This window comes from Nocardia sputi (assembly GCF_023501985.1).
The window spans coordinates 29,300-35,299 of the sequence record NZ_JAMFLC010000044.1; the positions used below are offsets into that span (position 1 = coordinate 29,300).

A 6,000-nucleotide genomic window follows, 5' to 3' on the forward strand; every position below is an offset into this window, starting at 1 on the left:
GACAATCCCGCGCATGATTCCGTGCAGGTCTGCCAGATTGTTGTCCTGGGAAAGCGTCGTGAGCCGCTGCCATGTCGGGCCATCCGTGACCTGCAGCCCGCGTTGGAAACGATCGATCAGCTCCGACATCCGCTGACGCACTCCCGGCCGGAGCAGCTGCCGAATCAATACCGCCCGCAGGTCTTCCCACTCATGATGCTGGGCCTCGAGCCCCGATTCGTCGGACGGATGCGCGGCGCTCATCCATTCACGTTCGGCGATCAGATCGGCCAATTTCTCGGCCTTCGCCTGGAACTCACTGGTCCACTCCGCCAATTCGTCCGAACCTGGCGTGAGTTCGTCGGGATCGATACCCAGGACTGCGCTCAGCCGAGTCAACTCGTCGCGCAATCGTTCCTCGCGGGCGACGGCGGCGGCGTGGGTCTCGGCCAGCTCTCGTTGCTGTGTGTCGAGGTCCCGGTCATCGATCCGGCCGTCCGGTTGTCCAGGGTCATCGGGGCCCGCTACGGCACGTCGCGGCGACGATTCGACAAGATCGCCGGATCCAGTCGAGGATTTGCCGATGTGGTGGATGGTGCCTTCGGCGTCGTAGACGACGGCGAACATGAAGAGGCCGGAGGGGAGTTTGCGGCTTTCGAATACTTGCTTGGCGCCACTGTCGACCAGCGGGTCACGCCATTTGATCACGCCCGGTTGCGCACGGTCGTGAAACAGCAACAGCGCGTGCCCTCTGCCCGCCATACGGCGGGCATGCCTACTCTCGGTCACCACGTAGGCGGTCGCGCCGGGGCCCAGATCGTCGAGCAGTTCCGCGATCTCATCCCAGGCGAAGAATTGGTCCCAGTGGTCGCTGCCCAGGGCGGCAAGCAGCTGTTCCGGGATCGTCCCGCCGAGGTCGGCGTCAGGGATCGGTGGTGTGTCAGCGAGAGTTTGCGCGGTGTTGGGGTTCTCCTCCTGTAGGTACTGGAAACTCAACAACGCGCAGTCGATCGGTGCCGGGGTGCGTGGCAGGTCCGGGACGTCGAACACGCTGTCGCCGTCCAATTTTCCGACAAGCTCGAATCCGGCGACCGGGGCGATCGGCCGCGGGCGGTGCGAATCCGGTCGTGTTCGCGCAGCGACCGGCCCGGTCGTCGTTGGTCGCGCCGGCCCTACTGGCGGGCGGTCGCGTCGCTCCGTTGCCGGGCCACGCCGGACCGCCGGAGCCGATACCAGGCGCGGGCCATCCCCCTTCACCACCCGCCCGGGAAGATTCGCCGCATGGGAGCCGGTCGCGACGCCCGGCGGCTCGACCGAAAGCGTCGACGGCCAGTGCGACCTTTCCGGTGGCCGCGGCGAATCGGTCGGGATTCCCAGCAATTGCAGGCGCCTGTTCAGATCACCAGGGGTCATCCGCACCAACCGGTCCAGCCAACCGTGGCCTGCACCGGATCCGCCGGGACCAGCCGTCCAGACCCGAGCAGACAACCGGTTGAACCTGGTGGCCGTGTCGATCAGCGAGGCGAGCAGCGACCGCGAGTCGGCGAGGTCGATCAGCTGCCCGACCTCGGCCGGTATCGGCGTTGACGGCGCCGAACCGGACGGCTCGTGGGATTCGGTCAAGGCGGCGAGCTCCTGCTCGATCCGCCGGATGCTCAGTTCTTCGGGTGCCAGGCCGAGTCGTCGCGCTAATTCGGCGGTCCGCGAGCGGAATTGGGCACGCAAGCGCGCGAGCTCAGGGGAATCGGGGCCCAATGCCCACTGCTCGACCTCGATGCCGTGCCGACGCGCGAGTTCCCGGCTGAGCTCACCGCGCGCGAGCCCCAACCGAATCCACTCCGGTCGCAGTGGGGAGGCGAACCACCACGACTCGCCCAGCATCTGCCTCGGCCGCACGGGGCTCGATGTGGGCGCGGACGGCGTCGGAGGTGCCTGCTCCGATTGGTCTGTCGAACGCTCCGGCACCGGAGGCAAAGCCGCGATCTGCGCGTCGAGCGTCAGGTACCGGTCGAGAGCGTCGATGAGTTCATGCAGCGGTGATGCCGGTCCGTCGGCGTCGGCCAGCCGCCGCAGCTCCGTGAATCGCCCCGCGGGCACAGCGGTGCCGTCCGGTTCCAGCCCGGCCGCACGCAGCCAGTCCAGCGCCGCGCCCGCCGCACGCTGCGCCTGTGCCTGATCACGCAGCATCTCGCCCAGCAACCGCCCGACATCGGCCAGCAAACCTGCCTGTGCCTCCGGACTCAACCCAGCCCACCCCTGGGCACCCAATGCGGCCAACCGGCCTTCGAACCGGTCGATCACCCGCCCCAGTAGATCCGACCCCCCCAGCCGCACCTCGGGCAACGCGACCCGCAACAAATCAGCCACGCGCTCGGTCGCCTCGACATGCGATTTCCGCCGATCCTGCGGTCGAACCGAGTCCTCGTCCGCGGTCGCTGAGGCGGTGCGCGAGGGTTCGGCCGAATCCGCGACGAACTCCGTAACAGGGTCCACCGCAGCGGCGCTCGACGTCGAGTTCGGTGGTAATGCCGACGCGTCGGTCGCTTCGTCGTCCTCCGCCTCCTCGTCGTCCTCGGCCGACAGAGCAGTTCCCTGGATCGCGGCGCTCGACGGCGTCGGGAAATCCCGAATGCCCGCCGCCGATCCGGGCACGGACGACTCCGGCGCAGTGTGGCCGGCTCCCGGACCCGACGCCGATTCGCCTCCCTTAACCGTCTCGGATGTCGACGCTGATGCACCTCGCGAAGACCCCGCGCCAGTACGCCCGCCGGACCCACCGGCGCCGGCACGATCCGCAGCCTCGTCGGGTGCAGTGAAGGATTCGGATGCCCGCGAAGGGGCCTGCGCCGGATTCGGCGATGTCGTCTCGTTCGCACCCGCCGGTGTCGCCGAGTGCGCCGCGTCCGATCGCGTCGACGTGCCGGTCCCGGAATCCCGCTGCGACTGGGTTTCGGCTATCTCTCGCTCGCGCGCTTGCCGCGCCCGCTCGAGCGCGGCCGACCGTGCGGGATCAGTCCGGTCCGACAGCACATCGGCCAGCTCGCGCGTGAGCACCGCCGTATTCGACGATCTCGCCGCATCGGACCGCCCGCCAGACGACGACTCCGGAGCCGCATACGTCCCCGTCCCATCGCTGTCCGGTCCGCCTCCCGGCGTAGCGGAAACCGCGCCGGAGGACCCCGAGCTGTCCGGTGCCACCAGCACCGGACCGGCCGGAGTCGATGGCATCATCCCGATCCCGGCCAGTAGCGCGGCGGCCTCAGGGGTCAGGGCACTCGCATCTGTTCGACTCGCCCGCCGCGCCTGAGCCACTTCCCTGTCCCGCGACTCACGCGCCCGCTCCAGTGCCGCGTCTCTGGCCCGGTTGCGTTCGGCCGTGCTCGACCGCTCGGCAGCCGAATGCCCAGCAGTCCCATCGACCGCACGCCCACCCGCCCCGACGCTCGACGACGACCCGCCGGGGCCTGCCCGACCTGCCGTACCCCCCACGCCCTCCGACGGCACCTCAGCCCCCGCGTACACCCGAACCGAGCCGGCCACACCGGTATCCCGCCGCAACAAGGAACCCGCCGCATTCAGCACCTGTTCACCTGTGGCCCGCACCTGATTCAACCGCTGTTGCAACGCTCCGGCACTCGCGGCCGCGGGTGTGGACTCTGCCGGACCGGCGTCCAGGCGCAACATCAACCCCGGCGTGTCCAGCAACCGGTCACGCAGCGCATGCACCTCCATCCACCTTTCCACCACCCCCGCCGCATCATCACCCGCCCACTCCCGCAACCTGTTCCGCAGATCCGCTGGCACTGCCTGCGCCGGATTCACCCCGTCACCGACCGGCTCCCTACCGTTCGCGATATCGGCGGCCATGCCGCGGCGCACGCTGTCCCCGATCAACCCGCCTGCGTCCGCGTGGGCCCGCTCCGCCCATTCCGGCAATCGTTCCGCCCGCTCCACCTGCAACTCCACCGCGTCACGCAACCGCGACGGGCTCATCCGGTAGAACTCGGTATCCGTGAGCCCGAGCCACCGCGCCAACGCCGACCCCCGCCACGCCGTCTCCTGCGCCAGCACCTTGAAATCCGCCGCCCGCATCTTCGACACGGCATCCGCCGACGCCGTGGCGGCGAACTCCTCGATCGGGTCCCGTGTCGTCGCAGTCCGATCGGCCCCGGCCTGCGCGTCGGCCTCGCCGATCTCGGACGCGGACTCAGCACCTCCCGACGGGTCCGTGGCGGTCCGGTCCGCCCCACCGGTAGCAACCTCACCACCCTTGGACGCGGGCTCACCACGACCCGGCGCATCGCCCGTTCCCCGTACCCCGGCTGTCTCGGCCCTCGCGCCGGACGCGTCCGCGCCACCGGTGGAGGCTGCCTCGCCGTGGTGGGAGACCTGCACTTCACCTGCCCGGTCGGGTTGGCGATAACGGGGGTGAGCCGAATCCCATGTCCCGTCACCCGCTCGCGGGTCTATCGCGGTGACCCGAGCGTTCGCGCTGCGATACCGCTCGAGTTCATCGAGCAAGCGGCCGACCGACGGCACCCGCTCCCCAGACCCGGCAGCCCGCACCGCCGGCCATCGCGGTCCATCCGGCACGCTGCCCGGCTGCTCGGCATATATTTCCTGCCGCAACCACTGCCGCGCGGAGACCATCTCGCGCCCCTCGGCTACGTACGCCTGTGCGCGATTGGCCAACTGTCCGTTCAGATCGGACAGCACACCGGTGAGCACTCCCGGCCGCATCCCGGCCACGCCCCGCTCACCCGGGGTTGCCAACCACGACTCGACCTCACCGACCGCATGCTCCAAAGGCTCCGGCCCCCACCACCGCACCTCCTCCGGCGATCTCCCCAGCAACCGCGCGACCTCGCTCCGAGCCACATCACGCTCGGTCACCGCCTGGTCCAGTCCGGACGCCTCGCCATCGGGCGCGACGCCCTCGGACATCTCCGGACCAGCGACGGGTTCCGTCTCGTCGCCGACTCCCGGCAGCTCGGCACCCTCCGGCAAGTCCGCCGATACCGAATTCGCGCTCTCGCCGACCGAATCCGACGAAGCCCGGACCGCTTCCGGCCCGCCCGAAACCTCGGGAGCAGTCGCCGCAGCTGGGATCTGACCGGCGGAACCAACTCTGGTCTCGGCGAACTCTTGCTCGCGCAATTCGCGGATCCGCTCGAATAGCACCGCATTCGGATCCTGCGGGCCAGGCGAATCCTTCGACGCCGTGGCATCGTCGAACCGTAATCCGTCCCGGCTCCCGGTCGTGACCGACTCGATACGATCCACCGAACCGTCGATCGTCATCCCTGGCTCGCCGATGACGGGTCCTCGCTGCGGATCGGCCGCTGCCGCCAGTGTGTGGTCGCGTGTGCTGGGTGCACCCGGCAACATCGCGCCTTGGGGAGCCCCCGCCAGCCGCAGCACGGCATCCTTGCTGAGACTCATTGTCGAAGGATCCGGAGGGACGTGGGGCCCGCTGCCATCGACGACCTCCCCGCTGGGGGCACCGAGAGGTCCGCGGCCACCGCCGTGGACAGCGACGGCTCCGGCGAATCCGCCGCTGAGCAGCGCCGCTAAAACGTCCTCGGAGCGTTGCGGCCAGCCCGTGATCAACGCCGCCGCACCTAGACCGGACACCGCGCCCGCTAACCCCTGCACCAGCCCGAGCGCCATGCGGCTGTTCTCCAGACGGGGAAAGATTTTCGGCGCGTATACGCCCGCTGCCATGCCGCCCAGCGCACCACCAGCACCCGATACCGCTGCGGCGGCGATCGACTTCAGATCAATACCCCGCGGGTTCTCCCCATTCGGACCCTTGACGGCCAGGTTCCGGTCGCCGGACGCCGCCTGCATGAGCTGTACCCCGAAATCCACACCCGCCGGCAGCGCGGCGCCCGTGCCGACCGCGACCGCGAACCGGGCCGGCCCCAACGCCGACAGGCGCCCCGCCGTCTTCGCAGCGCCCACCTTGTAGGCCTGCTCGAGGCCCGCGCGCATCAGCGCGACCCTGCCTCGGCCCTCGAC

1 protein-coding gene (running past one end of the window) is annotated in these 6,000 nt (G+C 69.7%); it reads right to left on the bottom strand.

The features are described from left to right. Window positions 1-5,973, bottom strand: the 5' end (the start) of a protein-coding gene (locus M8859_RS35355) for a sigma factor-like helix-turn-helix DNA-binding protein (RefSeq protein WP_249645560.1). The gene continues 21,369 nt to the left of window position 1, outside the view; only the first 5,973 of its 27,342 coding nucleotides appear in the window; its start codon is at window positions 5,971-5,973; its stop codon lies off the left edge, out of view. Between the last annotated feature and the right edge of the window lie 27 nt (window positions 5,974-6,000).